We start from the raw sequence: 19523 nt of genomic DNA, 5'->3' as shown, positions 1-19523 counted from the left end.
GCGTGGACACACGCCCTCTCCCGCTCTAATCGGCGTTCCCCCAGGCCAGACCCCGGATTCGGCATCACGTGTGACCACCAACTGCGGAACCCGGGGACCTTGAAGATCGAAAAAGGGCTCCGGAATGATCTCCGAAGCCCCTCTGAGCTGGTGTTTCTGTGTCGGGACGGCGGGATTTGAACCCACGACCCCTTGACCCCCAGTGCCCAAAAAGCATTCATCTCGCCTCCTTCGTGATCAGTCGAATCCATGAGAACATGCAGGTCAGAGGCCTAAAGTGCGTGACGTGCAGTCATCCTGGATCCCGGCCCGTGGGGCAGAGTCCACTAACGAGCGACTAACAAACGATCATTCGGGGGAGTGACGTTGGGGTACGCGTTCAAGCGGCTCGACCGCCACGGCAAGCCGCGCTACACCGCCTGCTACGAAGACCTCAAAGGCAAGATCACATCGGCGGGGACGTTCTCCTCCAAGAAGGAGGCCGACAGGGCCTGGCAGCGCGCCGAGGCCGAGGTCGGCAAGGGCAGGGACCTCAACCTCAAGCGGGGACGGCAGACCTTCAAGAAGTACGTCGAGGAGACCTGGCTGCCCAACCACGAGGTCGAGCCGACCACCATGCAGAGCTACCACTACTCGATCTACAAGCACGTCATGCCCGAGTTCGGCGCGATGCGGATGATGGACATCCTGCCCGAGCACGTCCGCGCCTGGATCAGGCAGATGAAGAAGAACGGCGTCTCTGCCGCCACCATCCGCTACAACAAGGTCGTCCTCAGCGCCATCTTCACCACCGCCCTGAACGACCAGGTCACCTACATCCACCCCTGCAAAGGAGTCCGCACCCCCACCGTCCCCGAGAAACCGCTGGAAATCATCAGCCCCGAGCAGTTCGACGACCTCTACCACGCCCTCCCGGACGCCGACTCAAAACTCCTGGTCGAAACCGCCATCGAAACCGGCCTCCGCTGGGGCGAACTCACCGAACTCCGCGGCCGCGACCTGAAAACCCGCTCCCGCCTCCTGACGGTCAGCCGCGTCGTAGTGGAGCTCAACCCGAAGTTCCACCCCGAGGGCAGACGCTTCCTGGTCAAGGACTACCCCAAAGACAAAGAGTGGCGACGCTTCAAGCTCAGCGACCAGATCGTCGCCAAACTCGAAGACCACATCATCGAAGAGAAACTCGGCACCGACGGCCTCTTGTTCGTCTACCAGCCGGAAACCACGGCCGAGGAACGACTCGCCCCTCTCGACCCCGAGACACTCGGCTGGACCGAAGAGAACGCCAAAGGACGCCGCTACCGCCACGGCACGCTGAGCGCCTACAACGCCGCCAAATGCCGCTGCGACCACTGCAGACGAGCCTTCGCCGAATACCGGGCCCGCCGCCGCGCCGACGGCAAGGACACCCCCCGCGAACCCCGCCGCCGCGAGACCGACGGCCACGTCCCCGCCAACTGGTTCCGCAACCAGATCTGGAAGCCCGCCCTCAAGAAGGCCGACCTGGACCTCAAGGTCCGCATCCACGACCTCCGCCACGCCCACGCATCCTGGCTCCTGGCCGGCGGCGCCGACCTCCAAGTCGTCAAGGAACGCCTCGGGCATGGATCGATCTCCACCACCGAGCGCTACCTGCACACCCTCGACGACGCCGACGACACCGCCCTCGCCGCCTTCGACAAGATCCGCAGCCGCCGCCGCACCGAGTGACCAACTGGCTCTGCTATCCGAAGTGGGCCGGACAGAACTCGACGGAGGCATCTTCAGGCCCGTTCGGGTACGTCCGGCACCTCTGGGGGCGATGGTTCACCGGGGCGCCGGACAGCCGGTGCCTGGGCCGGTCTGACACCGGTTGCGCGCGGCCTGGCTGGATCTCGTCCAGTAACGGGCCTGCCGCCGTGCCCGTCCTGACCGTCCAGCTGGCCGGGCCTACGAACCCGACAGTCAGCACCTCACCGACGGCCGGCCCTCTACCCGGCGCTCGGCGAGGCGGTGAACGGGCGTGGCGTCTATTTCGGTGCCGGGTGTTCATGGTGTGAGGCCGAGTTGGTGGGCGTGGTGGGTGAGTTTGCGGAGTCCGCGGTGGGCGGCGGTGCGGATGGCGCCGGGTTGTTTGCCGAGTATGTGGGCGGCTTCGGTGGCGGTGTATCCCATGACGCTGCGCAGCAGGACGGCTTCGGCTTCGCTCCTCGGGAGGCTTGTGATGAGCAGGAGTGCGGTTTGCCAGGCGAGGCGGCTGAGGACGTCGGTTTCGGTGTCGTTGCGGTTGGAGCGTTCCTGTAGTTGTTCGAGTGGGATGTGGGTGTGGGGGCGTCGTTGTTGGTGGCGGATGTGGTCGAGGGCGCGGTTGCGGGCGATGGTGATGGCCCAGGAGCGCCATTTGTGCCAGGAGCCGTGGAAGGTGGGCAGGTCGCGTCCGATTTGCAGCCAGGTTTCGGAGGCGACGTCTTCGGCGTCGGTTCGGACGAGTGCGCGCAGGTAGTGCAGGAGCCGGGGGTGCAGGTCGTTGTAGAGCACTGTGAAGGCGTGCTGGTCTCCTTGCCGGGCGGATGCGAGCGCCCAGGTGAGATCCGGTCGGTCTGGTGACTCGTCTGCTTCGTCCTGGGCGGTGTGGTCGTCCATGGCGTATGGGTGGGCGGTGGTGCGTGTCGTTGCTGAGAAGCCGGGGCTGAGGTAGGGCGGATTGTGGCTGTCAACAGGCATGGGGAGCTGTGGCCTTGCTGCGGGGGGAGGGGCGGGCGCTCGGATCTCGTGATGGAGCGGTGCGTGGTTCAGGGGGCGAGTGTTCGACCGGCGTGGGATGTGGTGCCGAGGCCGAGGGCGCTGCCGAGGTAGGCGGTGCCTGCCGTGGCGGGTGGCATGGCGGAGGCGCCGAGAAGGTGGCTGAAGCCGCCGTCTGCGGCGTTTTCTCCTTCGACGCCGGTGGCGGGGTCGGCGTGGCCGTCGTTGTTGGTGTCGGTGAGCGCGACGGCGGACCCGAACTGGTCGCCGGTTTCGGCGGCTCCGGGAACCTGTCCGAGGTCTTGGTGGATTAGTACGGAGCCGACCCCGGTCAGTCCGCCCGCCTCGCCGTAGAACAGGACGGTGGTTCCGGCGTCGGTTTGGGCGGCGGTGTTGGTGATGTCCTTGTGCGGGATTCCGGTGTAGACGTCGTCGTATCCGTCGCCGTTGACGTCTGCGGAGGCGACGTCCGCGCCCATGTCGTCTCCGCTGGCGCCGGTGCCGGGGACGTTGGGGGTGTCCTGGGTGATGGTGGTGCGGCGGCTGGTGGTGGTGATGCCGGACGGGCCGCCGTAGTAGGCGGTGATGGCGCCGCCGACGATGCCGGTGGCGTTGTCGGAGGCGACGGGTTGGCCGGCGATGATGTCGGTGTAGCCGTCGTTGTCGAGGTCCCCGGCGGTCAGGGCGCGGCCTCCGCCGGGGATGGCGGTGAGTGCGCCGTAGTCGAGTCCTGCGGTGGATCCGGGGATGGTGACCAGGTGGGTGCGGCCGCTTGTGTCGAGATAGGTGATGGCCAGGTCGGTGTAACCGTCGCCGTTGATGTCGGCGGCGGCCGAGCGGGTGACGGCGCCGCTGGTAGAGCGGGCTGTCGGTGATGGTGGGGAGGGCGTGCGGTAGCGGCCCCGGGTGCCTGGGGCCAGCGTTGTGCCGCTTCGGGTGCGGGCTGCGGAGGTGACGGTGGTGTCGCCGTCGTAGTAGGGCTGGACGATGCCGCTGGCGGTAAGGGCGGCCAGGTCGTTGGTGCCGTTGCCGTTGAAGTCGCCGATGGACATCGCTTCGCTGAACCGGTCTCCGGGGCCGCGTACGTCGGCGGGTAGGCCGAGCCAGGCGGTGGTGGTGAAGCCGGTGGCGTCGCCGTAGAACAGGATGGCGGCGCCTGCGTCGGGGGTGGTGTCGAGGTCTTCGCCGGGTTCGCCGATCACCAGGTCGTCGTGGCCGTCGCCGTTGAGGTCACCGGTGGTCATGGCGGCGCCGAAGGCGTCGCCGGGTTCGGAGGCCCCGGCCACGTTCGGGCTTTCCTGGTTCAGGACGAGGGCGCCGGTGGTGGTGATGCCGCCTGCGGCGCCGCGGACGACGGTGACCGCACCGGCTTCGGCCTGCCCGCCTGCGGTGCCGGCCGGGGCGCCGATGACGAGGTCTTGGTAGCCGTCGTTGTCGAAGTCGCTGGTGGGTGCGGGGGCCGCCTGGGCGTGTGCGGCTGGAGCGGTAATCGCCGCGGTGATGGTCAGTGTGGCTGTGAATGCGGCGGTCATGGCCGCGATCAGCGGACGAGCCCTCACCTTTTCTCCTTCTCGAGAAAACGGGTAACGGGCTGTCGCTGGATGTTGCACTTTCTGTGTATCGAAAGTGTTGGCCGTTTTCTGCCCGTTAGAATCTCGTTTTAACACGGAGTCCATCGGATGGTCATGTGCAGATTGGAACGATTGTCCGACCGGATTTCCCCTCAAAAGATGGACCAAGTGATACGGGTCACATTACGTTTGCGGGCTGGTGTCGACGGCTGACTCTGTTTGGCCACGTCAGGGCGATCTTCAAAAAAATTCGCGGGTTCGATGTGACGTTCGCGTACGAGGTGGCGCTTACCTGTGTTGACGACCGCACGATCGTGGTGGCCGATGTCGGCAGCTGCTGGTGGCAGGGGTTGACGGAGATCATCTGGTCGTGCACTGTCCAAGTCGGAACGGCGCCTCCCTCTGCGGGGGGCGTTGTTGCGGCGCCATTTCGATGTGCCCGGGGGAGCGCATCTCGCGTTGCTTGATTGGAGGTTCGATGCGTCCCCCGGCGGTCACTGAGCCTGGTTAGCCACAGCCCGCTGTCCTCTGCTCGTAAACGCGCTGTTGTCCGCGCAGCGGCGTCACCGTGTCTGACTCAAGGTCTTTGCGTGCGTATTTGTGCTGCCCGGAGATCTGCCTTGGTGTGCGTTTATCCGTGTGCCGGCCGTCGAACATATTGGGTTTGGGTGGCCGGGCGAGAAGGGACCTCGTGGTGAGCAGGTTTCGCAGGCTCCTGGCAGGAATGCTGGTCGTGGTTCTGGCGCTGGCGCTCGCGCCGCCGGCCAGGGCGCAGCAGCCCCGCGCCGGCGCGGAGGCGTCCGATCCTGGTGACGGGTGGAAGCCGGAGAGCAAACGCAACGCCTGGGACCGTTTCAAGGGCCTGTTCGGTGATGACGACCCCGAGCCGCGCAAGCTCGCGGCGGGCGGGGTGCCGCGCAACGACCCCAAGCCGCGAGGGAAGAAAGCGGCCCCGGCCAAGCGCGTGAAGGAGCTGGCGGGCCGCCGGTCGGCGAACGCCAAGGTGTACCAGTTGGCGGACGGGCGGCTGCAGAAGGAACTGTCGGCCGTTCCGCTGCACTACCGCGGCAAGGACGGCGACTGGCACGACATCGACCCGCGCATCAAGCCGACCGACCGTAAGGGTTTCGCCTACGGCAACCAGACCAACGCCTTTGAGAGCTTCTTCGGCACCCGCCCCGGTGAGCTGGTCACCTTCAAGGCCGATGGGGCGAGCCTGACACTCGGGGTTCCGCAGGCCAAGCCCGGCAAGCCGAAGACCGAGGGCAACGCCGTCACCTACCACAACCTGCTCGGCGACGGCGCGGATGTCTCCTATGAGGTCGCCCGGGACGCGCTGAAGGAGAAGATCGTCCTGGATGCGCCGCCCAAGGACGGCGTCTGGCGTTTCACGGTGAAGGCCGACGGGGTGCGGGCCTGGCAGCGCCCCGACGGATCGATCGCGTTCTACAGGGGCGACTTCGACGGCCGCCCGGTGTTCGTGATGCCCAAGCCGTTCATGTACGACTCCAAAACCGACGCCTCGTCCCCGTTCGGAAAGGCATGGTCGCCGAAGGTCACCCAGTCGATGCGCTGGGACGCCAAGGCCGGGCTGCTGCACATCACCGTCCAGGCCGACAAGACCTGGCTGAACGACGCCGAGCGCGCCTACCCGGTGGTGATCGACCCGACCATCAAGATCGCGCCGACGCCGACCCAGTCGCAGGACACCATGATCTCCTCCGACGGCCCGGCGACCAACTACGACGACAGCTGGCGGCTGTCGGTCGGCACCACCAACTCCGGCAAGTCTCGCGCGCTGCTGAAGTTCCCCTTGGACGAGATCCCGTCCGGGACCCGGATCGACTCGGCGCAGCTGCAGCTGTTCTACGACCAGAACCACACCAGCAGCGCCAACCCGGTCACCCTGGAAGCCCGCCGCGCCACCGCGGAGTGGGACGAGACCACCGCAACGTGGAACAACGCCTCGGGCATCGCGGGTGAGCTGTCCGGCAACACCGAACAGGTCGACGACGGCGACCCCGGCAAGACCTCCGTCAACGGCACTTGGTCCCGGCTGCACACCTTCGACGGCAGCGCCGTCGGCAACGACCTGTACACCTCCAAGAACACCACCACCGGGGACTCCTACACCTGGGTACCGCGCGTCACCGAGTCCGGCACCTACCAGGTGCAGGCGCACTACAAGCAGTACGACGACGCCGCCGCCGACGCCCCCTACACCGTCACGTACAACGGCGGGTCCAAGGTCTACTCCGTCGACCAGTCCGCCGGCACCGCGCACGCGGGCGTGTGGAAGACCCTCGGCTCACACCCCTTCGCCGCCGGGACGCAAGGCTCGGTGAAGCTCGGCGACGTCTCCGACTCCTCCAAGCGCGTCGTCGCCGACGCCGTCCGGCTGTTCAAGCCGGGCACCGCTGTGCGCCCGGCCGGTGACGGCGCGTCCCGGTGGCATTCGTTCTCGGTCCGCGACACCGTGCAGCACTGGCTGGATGGCTCCCACCCCAACCACGGGTTCGTGGTCAAGGCGGCTGACGAGAATACCCTCGGCCAGGGCGGGCCACGGTATGAGGGCAGCCTGTTCTTCTACAACGGCGAGACCGCGACCTACCCCAAACTGACGGTCACCTACGGCCGCCCCGGCGTCCAGGTCGACCCGCCGACCACCATCCACGCCACCGGCGCCGAGGTGACCTGGCCCGCCTACACCGACCCGTCCGGCTCGGACGACGACGACATCGTCGAGTACCAGGTGCACCGGTCGGTGTGGCAGTCCTTCACCCCGTCTGCGGCCACCCTGATCGCGCCTGTCGCCAAGGACGTCCGCTCCTATACCGACACCACCGCTCAGCCGACCCCGGCCGACAGCACCGACCCGTTCGGCAACTCCTACTACTACATGGTCGCCGTCAAAACCCGCGACGGAACCGTCACGCCCGGGCCGACCCAGCTCGCCCGCCTCCCCAAGGCCGGACGCGTCACCCGGATCTACCAGACCGGCGTCACCGACACCACCCTCACCGCCTCCCGCCCGGACGAGAACCAGGACGTACTGGCCGGAGAACCGTGGCTGATGGCCGGCAACAACAGCGGCACCTACGGCACCTCCCGCGCAGCGCTGCGCTTCCCCGACCTGACCGACATTCCCGCCTCGGCACGCGTGCTGGACGCCCAGGTCAAACTCTGGACCGCTGGCGTCGATCCCGGCGGCGCCGGCACCTACGAGCTACGCGGCCTGACCCGCGACTTCGACGAAACGACCGCGACCTGGAACAACGCCACCACCGGCACGGCCTGGACCACACCGGGCGGCGACATGACCGCCACCGCCTCCGGCACCGGCGGGAACTGGAGCAACGACCCGCAGCAACGCAACCTCACCGCGACGTCCCTGGTCCAGCAGTGGGTCGCCGACCCCGCCGCCAACCACGGCGCCATCGTCAAACTCGCCGACGAGACCACCCCCACCGAGCGCGCCATCTTCGTCTCCAGCGAAGGCCGCGAGCCCCAGCTGCGGCCCCAACTGGTCGTCACCTACCTGGAGACCACGCCGGAGAACACCTACTACGTCCCGGCCACCCCCGCCAGCGTCACCTCCGACTCCACCCAGACCCTGGACGTCACCCTCACCAACACCACCACCTCGACCTGGATGAAGGCCGACTACGTCCTGTCCTACCGGTGGAGCCGCCCCGACGGCACCCCCGTCACCGTCCAGCAACTGCACACCGCGCTGCCCCGCGACCTGGTCCCCGGCGACACCGTAACCGTCCAAGCCCAAGTCAAAGCCCCACCGCCCTCCACCGAAGGCAACAAACGCGTCGACCACGCCCTCGAGTGGGACATGTGGAACACCACCACCAGCACCTGGCTGTCCCAGGAACCCGCAGGCGTCCGCGCCACCGCGGTCAACCGCGTCGGCGCGCTGAAGCAGAGCCTGGCCGTGGAGGAGTCCACCTCCGACCAGGTCGGCCTGGAGAAGTTCTACGCCTACGCCGGCAAGAACACCGGCGCCGGCTCGACGGTGATGAACAACCTGCACGCCGGCAACGCGGCCTGGCAGTACAACGCCTTCACCAACCCCTCCCGCGGATTGGCCACCTTCCTGCGGCTGGCCTACAACTCCAAGGACACCTCCGACACCGTCGCCGGCTACGGCTGGTCCATCCAGGCGTCCTCCCTGATGCGGCTCGGCACCCCCATCGACCCCCACCCCAACACTCACGGGCGTACCGTCTCCCTCACCGACGGCGACGGCACCACCCACACCTTCACCCTCGACGACAAAGACACCCAAGACCCCGCCGACGACGAATACACCGCACCCGCTGGCGTGCACTACTACCTGCAGCGCCTGGCCGAATGCCGGCCCAAGGACGAGATAGCGCGCGCCTGGCAGATGACCCGCCCTGACCGTACGCAGTTCTTCTTCGACTGCGACGGCTACCTGTCGGCCATCGAGGACAACAACGGCAACCGGATGGACTTCACCTACGAAGTCCGCAAATCCCAGAACAAGCCGACCAAGTTCCTGCGCTACATCACCGACCCCGCCGGGCGGCAGACCCTCACCATCGACTACTGGGCCAAGGGTGACGACTACTCCTACATCGATGACGACACCTGGGAGAAGGAGACCGGCACCGGCCTGACCAACCCGCACATCATCGACCACATCAAGTCGATCAGCGACATCTCCGGCCGGACGCTGACCTTCACCTACTCGGCCAAGGGCCTGCTCGGAGAACTCGTCGACGGCGCCGGGTCGTCCCAGCCCAAGACGTTCGCCTTCCAGTACGACGCCACCCAGGGCAACAAGAACGTCAAACTCGTCAAGGTCACCGACCCCCGCGGCCACGCCACAGACCTGGCCTACTACGACACCCCCCAAGACGACCCCAAATTCAAGTGGTCGCTCAAGACCATCACCGACCGCCTCGGCCACCCCACCACCTTCGCCTACACCGACCCCGACGGCACGGCCGGCCAGCAGATCCGGACCGTCGTCACCGACGCCGAGAACCACGCCACGACCTACTTGATGGACGGCAAGGGCCGCCCCATCGAGACGACCAACGCCAAACAGCAGACCACCAAGCTCGGCTGGGACGACGACAACAACGTCACCCGCCTCGAAGAACCACCCGCCACCACCGGTGCCACCCCGGCCATCTCCACCTGGGCTTACGACCCCAAAACCGGCTACCCCACCGAGATCAAGGACGCCGAAGCGGTCAAGAACGGCTGGGACGGCACCCGTCTGACCTACCAGACCGGCCTGAACGGCCACATCGCCGACCTGATCTCCAAACAGAGCCCCGAAGGCCGCACCCACACCTTCACCTATACGCCCGAGGGCGACCTGTCCTCGGTCACCGACCCCCTCGGCACCGCCACGTCTACCGAGGGCGACTACACCACCCGCTACACCTATGACACGTGGGGCCAGCTCAAGACCGCCACTGACGCCAACGGCAACACCACGACCAACAGCGAATTCGGGCCACACGGCTACCCGAAAACCATCACCGACCCGCTGCAGAAGTCGACCACATTCGTCTATGACGAACGCGGCCAGGTCACCAAGGTCACCAACGCCCTCAGCCACGACACCACCCAGGCCTACGACACCTACGGCCGCCCTCTGGAAAGCAGCGTCCCCAAGGACCAGTCCGCCGGCGACATCATCACAACGCCTGCGCCCGAGTACGACGCGAACGACAACGCTGTGAAGGTGTACGCCCCGAACGGGGCGGTCGCCACCGCCGTCTACGACGATGCCGATCAGATCGTCGCCTCGTATGCGCCCCGGGACGAGCCGGGCGACCCCGAGCGCAAGACGACTTTCACCTATGACAAGGTCGGCAACCTCACCTCGCAGACCGACCCCAAGGGAAATCTGACGGCCACCGCGGGTGACTTCACGGTGACCAGTGTCTTTGACGAGCTCAATCGGGTAACCGAGGTCGTCAATTCCAGAGGCGAGAAGATCACCAGCACCTACGACAACGTGGGAAACCTGGTCAAGGTCGTCGATCCGCGCAAGAACGCCACCGCCGACACCGGTGACTACACCACCAAGTACACCTACGACCTGAACCATAGGCCCAAGTCGGTCATCGACGCGACCGGCGAGTCCACCTCGACGAACTACGACCGGGACGGTCTGCCGATCGAGACGATCGACCAGGAGAACAACAAGACCATCGTCTCCTTCGACGCCCGCGGCAAGCCCTACCAGGTGAAAGTGCCGCACAAGGACGACGGCGGAATCGTCCACAACACCACCCGGTACGAGTACGACCAGGTCGGCAACCAGACCAAGACGATCACCCCCCGCGGGGTGGCGACGGCCGCGGCCGACGACTTCACTTACCAGACCGTCTATGACGAGCTGAACCGGGTCAAGGAGCAGCTGACCGCCTACGACCCGGCCGATGCCCGCTACAACCAACCCGATCGCACGCTGTTCGATTACGACCCGGTGGGTCGGATGTCCAAGGTGTCGGCGCCTCCGTCGCAGGGGCAGATGGTCCGCAATGAGACTCGCTACACTTACTTCGACAACGGCTGGACCCGCACCTCCAGCGACCCTTGGGACATCTCGACCGAGTACGACTACAACCTGCTCGGTCAGCAGACCTCCAGCACCCTCACCTCCGCCGGCGGGTCGTCGTCGCGGACGCTGGGATGGGAGTTCTACCCCTCGGGCAACCTCAAGGCCCGCACCGACAGCGGCATCCCGGTCGGCAGCCAGGTCGTGCTGGTCGACAACTCCGACTACAACAACACCGCCGAGAACCCGTCCGGCGCCTGGACGGCCGGCACCGCCGACCGGCAGCACGGCTACAACGTCCACACCCGCCCAGCCGGCGACGGCACCGGCCTGTTCGTGTGGCAGCTCACCGTCCCCCAGGACGGCACCTACGAGGTCTTCGCCCGTCACTCCGACACCACCGGGGCGGCTCCCGACGCCCGGATGACCGTCACCCACGCCGCCGGTGAAACGACCAAGACCGTCGACCAGACCAGCGGGGCGGGCGAGTGGCAGAGTCTCGGATCCTACGGGTTCACCGAGAACAGCCCACACAAGATCACCCTGACGGACCAGGCCACCGCCGGCACCACCGTGGTCGCCGACGCGGTGATGCTGGTGCGCGACAATTCCGGCGACACCGACAACGAGAACAAGGCCTTCACCTACCGCTACGACCCCAACGGCAACCTGATCGAGGTCGGCGACAACTCACCCGGCGCGGCAATCGACGCCTACGCCACCACCTACGACGACCTCAACCGCGTCGCCAAGGTGGAGGAGAAGACCGGCACCGGCGTCGTCAACACCACCGCCTACACCTACGACGCCAACGGCAACCCCCTCACCCGCGCCCACGACTCGACCTGGTCGAAGTTCGACTACAACACCCGCGACCTGATCGAGAAGATCACCAACGCCCCAACCGCGACCTCCACCGACAAGCGGGTCTCCACCTTCACCTACACCCCCCGCGGGCAGTTGGACACCCAGACCAAACCCAACGGCAACACCGTCACCTTCACCTACACCCTCGACGGCCTCATCACTCACCAGGCCGAGAAGAAGTCCGGCGGTGGCCTGGTCGCCGAACACAACCTCGACTACACGCCCAACGGCCACATCGCCACCGACGCCGCCCGGCTGATGAACGCCGACAACCCCGGCGCCCTGCTGGACACCACCTACGCCTTCACCTACGACCCCCAAGACCGGATCGCCAAGGTCACCAAGACCGGGAACGCCGCCGGCACCGAAACCTACGCCTACGACGGCAACAACAACGTCGTCACCCAAACCGTCGCCGGCACCACCACCACACACAACTACGACCGCAACCGGCTGCTGACCTCCACGGCCAACGGAATCACCTCCACCTACAACTACGACCCCCTCGGCCGCCTCGACACCGTCTCCACCGGCGGACAGATCAACCAGAAGTACCGCTACGACGGCTTCGACCGCATCGCCTCCCAAACCGCCGGCACCGGCTCTGCGGCGAAGACCACCACCTATACCTACGACCCCTTCGACCGCACCACCTCCAAAACCGAGGGCTCCAAGCGCACCGACTTCACCTACCTCGCAACGGGCAGCGAAGTCCTCACCGAAGAGGTCGCGGGCAAGGTCACCAAGTCCTATGAGTACTCGGCCTGGGGAAGCAAGCTCACCCAGCTCAAACACACCGACCCCGGTCAGGAGATCTCCCAGTACATCTACCATCCCCGGGGTGACGTGGAGGCGATCACCAAGCCCAACGGCGACACCCGCGCCACCTACGGGTACACCGCCTACGGCGAAAACGACGCCCCCTCCTTCACTGGCGTCGACAAGCCCGACCCCCAAAACCCCGGCGCCGAGCCCTACAACGCCTACCGCTTCAACGCCCACCGCTGGGACCAGGGCTCAGGCACCTACGACATGGGGTTCCGCAACTACGACCCAGGACTGAACCGCTTCCTCACCCGCGACATGTACGGCGGTGCCCTGTCCGACATGGCCCTGGCCACCGACCCGTTCACCATGAACCGCTACGCCTTCGGCGGCGGCAACCCCATCAGCAACATCGAGTACAACGGCCACTTCGGCTGGAAAGACCTCGGAAACGGCCTCGCCGGCGCCGCCACCTCCGCAATCGGCACCCTCGCCCTCGCCAACCCCTTCACCGCGCCGATCGAAATGGCCGGCTGGGCAGGAATCGGCCCCGGCGTCTCCGGCGACTTCCAAAACCACCTAGAACAGGCCGGCGTCGACCCCGGCTCCGGCTCATTCAAAACCGGGTTCTGGGCCACCGAGATCGCCTCGATCGCCCTCGACGGCGCCGGCGCCTACAAAACCGGAGGAAAGGCCGCTGTCCGCGGCGGCGCACGCCTCATCCGTCACCTACTGGCGCAGGGCGGAGACAAAGCGGCCACCGCCATCAGCCGTCTCGGTGGCGACGCAGCCGCAGCCGCCAAGGCCTCATCCTCCGCCGCCGACTCCATCCCCGCCAAGGGCGGAACCACCGCCAAAGCAGCACGCCCCAGAACCGGTCCGGCCCCTGCCGCCCAAGCACCCAAGTGCAGCTTCCTGGCAGGAACCAGCATCCTGATGGCCGACGGGTCGCAGAAGAACATCGAACAGATCCAGGCCGGTGACCAGGTCACCGCCACCGACCCCGAAACCAGTGAGACCCGCCCCCGCGCGGTGGTCGAGCCCTTGACAGAGAAGGGCAAGAAGACCCTCGTCACCATCACCATCGACCTCGACGGAAATCAGGGCTCCCAGACTGCCGAAATCGCCGCGACCGACAACCATCCCTTCTGGCTTCCCGACTACGGCCGCTGGGCCAACGCCGGTGATCTCAAAGCTGGAATGTGGCTGCGCACCAGCGCCGGCACTTGGGTCCAGATCAAGGCCATCGCGCGGGAGAGCGTCCGCGACCAGCGGGTCCATAACCTCCTCGTAGCCGGAACGCATTCCTACTACGTGCTGGTGGACGGCACTCCAGTATTGGTCCACAACTGCGGCGGAAAGATCAAATATGGAACCGGCATCAGTCGGCTTGCAGTCGACGCCAGGAAAGCGAACAATTGGCTTACGGGCGGCCGAAATGTAGCGGCGATCGTATTCAGTGACCGGAGTGGCGGCACGCGCACCGCTGTCGCGCGCAGCTGGGGCAGGCATGCGGAGAAACGGGCCTGGGACAAGGCTCAGAAAATGGGTGCGACCGTTGACGACGTCGACCACATCTACACTGAACTCGCTCCCTGCGATTACGCAGGTTGTGACGTGTGGCTCGCCACCACCTTCAGGGAGGCGAACGTGTGGTGGAGCTTCAACTACACCCACGGTCGGGGCCTTGCGGGCTACTACGGTCGGCGGGCTGGCATGAATGCTCTTAAGAAGGCGATAGCAGGCATCCGCCGGGGAGATTTTGGGTGATGAGTTGAGGAGAGTAATAGTGGCTGATAGTATCCCCGAAGTCACCTGATGCCGGGAGAAGTCAACATGTCCTACACGCCGAAATGGCTCTCAATAGAATCATGGCAAGAGGTCGGAAAGGTGGACCTTTCGCCCGCGGCGATCGAATCCGCAGGCGTGCCGACCGACGCGGCTCTCGCCCTCAAGGAATTCGGGCTCCCCCGGGAGATCGAGGGTATGTTCTATCCGTGCGAGAATCACCATCCGTTGGAGCCGCTCAACCTGCCCGATGGAAGGCAGGCCTTCGTGCTCGGGCAGAATGAAACCGGTGTTCCGGGTCTGTACTGCGTAGATGTCGCAGGGACGGTCGTGCATTGCCTCGAGGGGGACGTTCGAATCGTCAATACCTCGCTGCCGGCATTTCTCGATGCGTTGGCGGCGTGGAAGGCCTTCCTCGAAGCATTCCCGGAAGAAGACGAAGGTGAGGACGAAGACTACGAGAAGAGCAGGACCTCGTACGGTAAGAAGTTGGCCAAAAGCGTAAAAAAGGCTGACAGCGAAGCTTATCGTCAGCGTGGCTCTTGGTGGTCGAGAGTCTACGAAGACGTCAAGCGAGGCATTCTCTAAGCCTCGATCCACCGATGGTGCATCGAGGTCGATCTCTCGTCCTTTCGGGAGGACGGCTGAGTTATGGGCCGCCCGCGGGTAGGGGTGATCGGCTGGTTTACCCAGCTTCTCCACGTCTTGGGGTTCCGGTCGGGCCCGGTCGGGCGGTGGATAACGGCAGGTCAGATGCTGTCGGGTGGGGCATGGACAGTGTCGAACAACTGCTGCCAGGCGCCGGCCCAGGGCCAGTTGCGGGGCAGGTGCAGGATCAGCCGGTGTGCTGAGCGGGCCAGCCGAGCTGGGACGCCGATCAGGTGAGCGCGGAATGGTGGCGGTGGTCGCGCGGGCGTGGAAGGCGCGCGGGAGTGTCAAGTTAACGGTGTAACTCGATCTTGTGGGTTCTAGTGGTGGTTGGCTGACAGGCGGCCTTCGAAGGCGATGTCGAAGGCGTTGAGTGCGGGCTTCCAGCGGCTGATCCAGCGTTTCTGGCCTTTGCCGGTGGGGTCCAGGCTCATGACGGCGAGGTAGACGCACTTGAGGGCGGCGTGCTCGTTGGGGAAGTGCCCGCGGGCTTTGACCGCGCGGCGGATCCGGGCGTTGACGCTCTCGATGGCGTTGGTGGACCGACACCATCACCAGCCAAGGCGACAAGCACCTGGTGACCCTCACCATCGACATCGACGGCAACCATGGTGCCAAGACCGCCAAGATCGTCGCCACCGACGAGCACCCGTTCTGGCTCCCCGACTACGGCCGCTGGGCCAAGGCCGAAGACCTCAAGCCCGGCATGTGGCTACGAGCCAGTACCGGCACTTGGACCCAGATCACCGCCATCACACACAGGACGATCCAGAATCAACGCGTCCACAACCTCACCGTCCTCGGCGACCACACCTACTATGCTGCTGCGGGCGGAACGCCGATTCTGGTTCACAACTGTGGAAATGCGTTTGACGGTGTCGCAGACGACCTTGCTGGCCAGAAACTAACAACGGGCCAGGTTGTTGATGGCGCTGGCAGAAGGATCGGCAATCCCGTGTCGAGCGGTGAGCACGGATCCTTCCCTGCCGTTAGCGACGCCATAAAGGCGTCTGGCCTTCCTCACGATCCAACCGGCAAATTTGATGCTGCCAGTCACGTGGAGACCAAGATTGCTCTAGCAATGCGCAACAAGGGTGTTACGAGTGCGACGGCGATTATAAACAACCCGAAGGGAGTCTGCGCTGGTCCCTATTCTTGCTCGACGGCAGTGCCGTCAATTCTTCCTAGCGGGTCTAACCTGACCATCTGGTGGAGAAACAGTGATGGATGGAATGGGTTGACCCTTCTCGGAAGAGGTTGATCGTTAGATCGCTTCGACCGGCCTCTCGCTGGGGTAGTATCTCTGGCGGGAGGCCAGTCCGTCTGTTCGGCGAGTTGAAAGGGAGTATCATGCTGGTACTGCACGCATTCTTTCGGGGGCAAGTACTGTATTCCTTGACAGGCACCAGACTGGACCGCCTGATAGGCGATATACTCGGCACGGCTAGCCGAAGCGACTTTCTTTCAGGTGTTGAAAGTGATATTTTCGCAACTTTTGTTCTTGCCGCTCCACATCGAAACCCGGCCAAGGTCGACCGGGAGTTCGATAGCTATCTCCAGGTCATGGTAAATCGTCATAAAACGCATGGAGCGCTAAAGTGGCTTCTTCCTGTTGGTTCTGTAGTTTCCGTGGAAGAATATTTGGCAAATAACATTTGGCTTTCCGACAACCCAGAGCCGCCCAGTGCTGATCCTCTAATTGTTGCGGATATGGATAACGGTCGGACTCTGGATCCTCGTTGTGCCTTGCCAATATCCACGGTGCGTATAGTTGTGGAAGAATTTTGTAGGCTGAGGACGGGAAAGCGTCCTGAATCTATTAGCTGGGTTCCAGGTGAATTTAGCGGGCGCCGACTCGACGGCGAGCAAGCCATAACTGGCCCAAGGTACTGTGAAGATCCTTGGTGTCAAGTTTCTGACTTGCCGCATATTTTCCATTAGTGATCTGACTGGCGGGGGGGGGACGTGTGGCCCCCGCCCGCCCTGTTGAAGCCCCAGAAATAGGGCAGGGCAGCAGCCACTCGGGGTAGTACGACCCCGACCGCAGCCTGGGCACCGCGAGTCGATCGTCCCGGCCTGAGTGTCCCTGGACCGCCCCGGCGATGTTGGAGGCTCAGATCGTTGGTTCTCAGCCGGCCTGGGTCGCTGAGCCGCGTGACCGGTGGAACGCTTCCTCGTACTCGCGCGGGGGAATGTTCCCGCAGTAGGAATGTATCCTTTCGGTGTTGTACCATGCCACCCATTCCATCGTGGCAGGCGTCACGTCCATGACATTCTCCCAGCCGCCATGGAAGTCGATGAGTTCCTTCTTGTAGAGGCTGTTGAGCGACTCGGCGGCGGCGTTGTCGAAGGAGTCGCCCTTGCTGCCGACCGAACGGGCCGCGCCGATCTGGTCCAGCCGTTCGGCGTACCGGATCGCCGTATATTGCACGCCCCTGTCGCTGTGATGGACCAGGCCGTCGTCGATGCCGCCACGTGACCAGATCGCCATTTCCAGCGCGTCCAAGGCCAGTTCGGCGCCCAGGTGATCGGCGACCTGCCACTCCACGATGGCCCGGGAGAACAGGTCCTGCACGAACGCGGCGTACACCCACCCGGCGGCGGTGTCGACATAGGTGATGTCCGCTACCCACCGCCTGTTGGGGGCATCCGCGGTGAAGTCGCGTTCCAGCAGGTCACCCGGCCGCTCCACGCCCGCCATCGTGGTGCGGGGCCGCTCGCGGGACGCGCACACTCCGGCGATGCCCACCTCGCGCATCAGCCGCTCCACCGTGCACCGGGCGACCTTGATACCTTCACGATTCAGGTGCGTCCACACCTTCCGCGCCCCGTACACCCGCCGGCCCGGACCTTCCCACACCCGCACGATCTCCTTCTTCAACTGTTCGTCACGCACCGCACGAGCCGACGGTTCGGCCTCGCGTTTCTTCGCCGCCCAATACGTCGACGGCGCACACTCCAGCACAGCGCAGATCGGGTCAACTCCGAACTGCTCCCGGTGGGAATCGATGAACTCGACTAGCGCGGCAGTTTCGGGTCGAGTTCCCGGGCGAAATACGCGGACGCGGCCTTCAGGATCTCGTTCGCCCGCCGCAGCTCCCGGTTCTCGCGCTCCAGCTCGGCGATCCTTTGCGCGTCGCTGGTCGTGGTCCCCCGACGCTGCCCGCCATCGACCTCGGCCTGCCGGATCCAGGTCCGCAACGCCTCCCGATGCACCCCGAGCTGGTCGGCGACCCGGGCGATCGTCCCGGTCCTCTCACCTGTCTGCTCACGTAGTTCAAAGACCATCCGGACCGCGCGTTCACGCAGCTCAGCGGAGTACTTCCTCGGGGGTGCCATAGCCCCTCACCCTTCCAGGTATCAGGGCCTCCACCCAACTCGGGGCGCTCCAGTAAGCGACACCATGTCGTCCGGATCATCACCGTCATCCCGCTCACGCTGCGATTGTCCCTGCCGCTGAGGCCACCTGTGTGGCGAGTTCATCGCGTTCCTCGCCGTGGTCGTGGTGGTGGCCGTGCAGTTCGAGCGGCGCGCTGGGTGTCGGGTCGGCGGCCAGGAACGCCAGATAGGCGTGGACGACCACGGCCAGGGTGATGTGCCAGTACCAGGCTATGTGCCCGCGGACCTGGTAATGGTCCAGCCCGAACTCGTTCTTGGTTGCCTGGAACACCTCCTCGACGCTCCAGCGGGACCCGGCCACCCGCACCAGTTCGGGCACCCCCGACCGGGCGGGTCGCCCAGCAGCGGTAGTAGGCCACCTTGGACGGGGCGCAGATCGAGCGGCGGGCCAGCAGCCATTCACCGTCCAGGCCGATCTATGCCCAGTCGTAGTACCGCCCGCTCTTGGCGCCGGGCCCGGCCGAGTACCTGCCACGCCCCGGCGTCCAGCGCGGCGAACGCGTGATCGACCCGAGTCCTGGTCACGCTCAGCACCAACGGATGGTCGCAGGACACGGCGAACACGTGGTTCAGGCCCCGGGCCCGGCAGCGGGCGCGCAGGGCGATGTCGTCACCGTAGGCCTGTCGCCGGTGACCCACCCGAACACCATCGGCGGGTCGTCGGTGGCGCGTTCGATCATCCGCCACGCCAGTTCGGGCTTGGTGGCGAACACCGTGGCGTCTGAGACGCCGGCGGCCAGCCGCTCCGGGTCGGTGAACCAGGAGCCAGGCACATACAGCTCACGGTCGATCGGCACCCGCGCACGGTCGGGGTTCACATAGGAGCAGAACACCCCATCGGGGGACCCCGCAGGGTTCTGCGGTCTCGCCTGTGCTGGCCAACCTGTTCACGAGTTTGGACAGAACGTCAGCTCCGATGCAAGCGTGAGAGCTGATTCCGCGGTCGATCAGCACAACAATTCGGTCGCGCGAAAATGGACCAGTGATCATCCGAGCCGATTCAACCGTCCGGATCCGCGGGCTTATCTGCGAGCAGTCGGCTTCGGGTTGCTCGGCAGAGGCGAACTGCAGGTCACCGAGTGACCGTGAAAGAAGGGGGCGTCGATGGTTGTCAGATACGGCAGCTGTAGATCGTGACTTCGGGGATGTCGCTGCTGGTCGGCGGGGCAGGCGGGGATGATCACGATCGGGTGGAGTCCCGGACATGCGGG

General features: G+C 65.3%; 10 protein-coding genes, 2 pseudogenes and 1 other annotated feature. Of the genes and pseudogenes, 5 read left to right on the top strand and 7 right to left on the bottom strand.

The window, feature by feature from the left end:
• Positions 1-360 precede the first annotated feature (360 nt).
• The gene (locus ACGFK0_RS37220; protein WP_392913389.1) at positions 361-1707 is read left to right on the top strand and encodes a tyrosine-type recombinase/integrase; all 1347 of its coding nucleotides are present in this window, start codon (positions 361-363) and stop codon (positions 1705-1707) included.
• Positions 1708-2025: 318 nt separating this feature from the next.
• On the opposite strand, the gene ACGFK0_RS37215 is transcribed toward ACGFK0_RS37220, so the two are convergent.
• Together ACGFK0_RS37215 and ACGFK0_RS37210 are read right to left on the bottom strand one after the other, a co-directional pair.
• Complete coding sequence (locus tag ACGFK0_RS37215) at positions 2026-2619, bottom strand: RNA polymerase sigma factor (protein ID WP_392913387.1); 594 nt, start codon at positions 2617-2619, stop codon at positions 2026-2028.
• A gap of 149 nt (positions 2620-2768) precedes the next feature.
• Positions 2769-4277 (bottom strand): FG-GAP-like repeat-containing protein, encoded by a 1509-nt coding sequence (locus tag ACGFK0_RS37210; protein WP_392913385.1) that lies wholly within the window; start codon positions 4275-4277, stop codon positions 2769-2771.
• A gap of 703 nt (positions 4278-4980) precedes the next feature.
• On the opposite strand from ACGFK0_RS37210, the gene ACGFK0_RS37205 reads away from it, so the two are divergent.
• Together ACGFK0_RS37205 and ACGFK0_RS37200 are read left to right on the top strand one after the other, a co-directional pair.
• Complete coding sequence (locus ACGFK0_RS37205; RefSeq protein ID WP_392913383.1) at positions 4981-14247, top strand: DNRLRE domain-containing protein; 9267 nt, start codon at positions 4981-4983, stop codon at positions 14245-14247.
• 66 nt (positions 14248-14313) lie between these two features.
• On the top strand, positions 14314-14853 hold the full coding sequence (locus ACGFK0_RS37200) for an SUKH-4 family immunity protein (protein ID WP_392913381.1): 540 nt from the start codon (positions 14314-14316) through the stop codon (positions 14851-14853).
• A 161-nt stretch (positions 14854-15014) separates the two neighbouring features.
• Here ACGFK0_RS37200 and ACGFK0_RS37195 read toward each other — a convergent pair.
• Together ACGFK0_RS37195 and ACGFK0_RS37190 are read right to left on the bottom strand one after the other, a co-directional pair.
• Positions 15015-15180: pseudogene (locus tag ACGFK0_RS37195) on the bottom strand (IS1380 family transposase); the annotation flags it as partial.
• Between the two features lie 53 nt (positions 15181-15233).
• Positions 15234-15455: pseudogene (locus ACGFK0_RS37190) on the bottom strand (transposase); the annotation flags it as partial.
• Positions 15456-15490: 35 nt separating this feature from the next.
• On the opposite strand from ACGFK0_RS37190, the gene ACGFK0_RS37185 reads away from it, so the two are divergent.
• A complete protein-coding gene (locus ACGFK0_RS37185; protein ID WP_392913379.1) occupies positions 15491-16174 on the top strand; it encodes a DddA-like double-stranded DNA deaminase toxin in 684 nt (227 codons plus the stop codon).
• Positions 16175-16263: 89 nt separating this feature from the next.
• Positions 16264-16854, top strand: coding sequence for an Imm1 family immunity protein (locus tag ACGFK0_RS37180; protein WP_392913377.1), 591 nt, complete (start codon positions 16264-16266; stop codon positions 16852-16854).
• A gap of 187 nt (positions 16855-17041) precedes the next feature.
• On the opposite strand, the gene ACGFK0_RS37175 is transcribed toward ACGFK0_RS37180, so the two are convergent.
• The 3 genes from ACGFK0_RS37175 to ACGFK0_RS37165 all read right to left on the bottom strand — a co-directional run bounded on the left by ACGFK0_RS37175 (position 17042) and on the right by ACGFK0_RS37165 (position 19130).
• Positions 17042-18252, bottom strand: a protein-coding gene (locus tag ACGFK0_RS37175) for an IS3 family transposase (protein ID WP_392913375.1) whose coding sequence is annotated in 2 segments (ribosomal slippage) — positions 17042-17967 and positions 17967-18252 — 1212 coding nt in all. Because the reading frame shifts where the segments join, the coding sequence is not laid out codon by codon here.
• Positions 17861-17974: a sequence feature (AL1L pseudoknot), on the bottom strand. Its footprint overlaps the gene before it by 114 nt.
• A 94-nt stretch (positions 18253-18346) precedes the next feature.
• Complete coding sequence (locus tag ACGFK0_RS37170; RefSeq protein ID WP_392913373.1) at positions 18347-18631, bottom strand: hypothetical protein; 285 nt, start codon at positions 18629-18631, stop codon at positions 18347-18349.
• A gap of 250 nt (positions 18632-18881) precedes the next feature.
• The gene (locus tag ACGFK0_RS37165; protein ID WP_392913371.1) at positions 18882-19130 is read right to left on the bottom strand and encodes a transposase; all 249 of its coding nucleotides are present in this window, start codon (positions 19128-19130) and stop codon (positions 18882-18884) included.
• Between the last annotated feature and the right edge of the window lie 393 nt (positions 19131-19523).

Origin of the sequence: Spirillospora sp. NPDC048823 (assembly GCF_043198445.1) — a bacterium.
Taxonomy (GTDB): domain Bacteria; phylum Actinomycetota; class Actinomycetes; order Streptosporangiales; family Streptosporangiaceae; genus Spirillospora.
This window is presented reverse-complemented; position numbering and strand designations above follow the sequence as displayed.